This is a genomic window from Curtobacterium sp. MCBA15_005, from assembly GCF_001864855.1.
Lineage (GTDB): Bacteria > Actinomycetota > Actinomycetes > Actinomycetales > Microbacteriaceae > Curtobacterium > Curtobacterium flaccumfaciens.
The window spans coordinates 2119-2435 of record NZ_MJGL01000024.1 but is presented as its reverse complement, the minus strand read 5'-3'; the positions used below and the strand labels follow the sequence as shown (position 1 = coordinate 2435).

The following is a 317-nucleotide window of genomic DNA, read 5'->3' as shown; positions in this document are numbered from 1 at the left end:
CGGGTCGGCGAGGACCTCGTGGTAGTCGGCGACGGCCCGCTCGTACCCGAGCCGCGTCACCGCCTGGTCACGGGCCGCCTCGATCGGGTCGGCCGCGACGACGAGCCGCGGCTGGACGCCGAGTTCCGGGAAGTGGTCCGGCAACGCTCGGTAGGCACGCGAGTGCAACCGCCCCATCCAGCCGACCGAGATCAGCCCGACGCCGATGCTGTCCATGGAGAACTCCTTCGTTCAGGTGACGCGCATTGGAGCGCGACAACGAGCGTAGCCGATGCGGCGGACTTTGTCAGCACATGACGCAACCGCCTGGAGGCCCG

Annotated in this window: 1 pseudogene; it reads right to left on the bottom strand. The window is 69.7% G+C overall.

Features of this window, described 5'->3' with window-relative positions:
* Positions 1-216, bottom strand: a pseudogene (locus BIU89_RS11715) (Gfo/Idh/MocA family protein); the annotation flags it as partial.
* Positions 217-317: the final 101 nt, after the last annotated feature.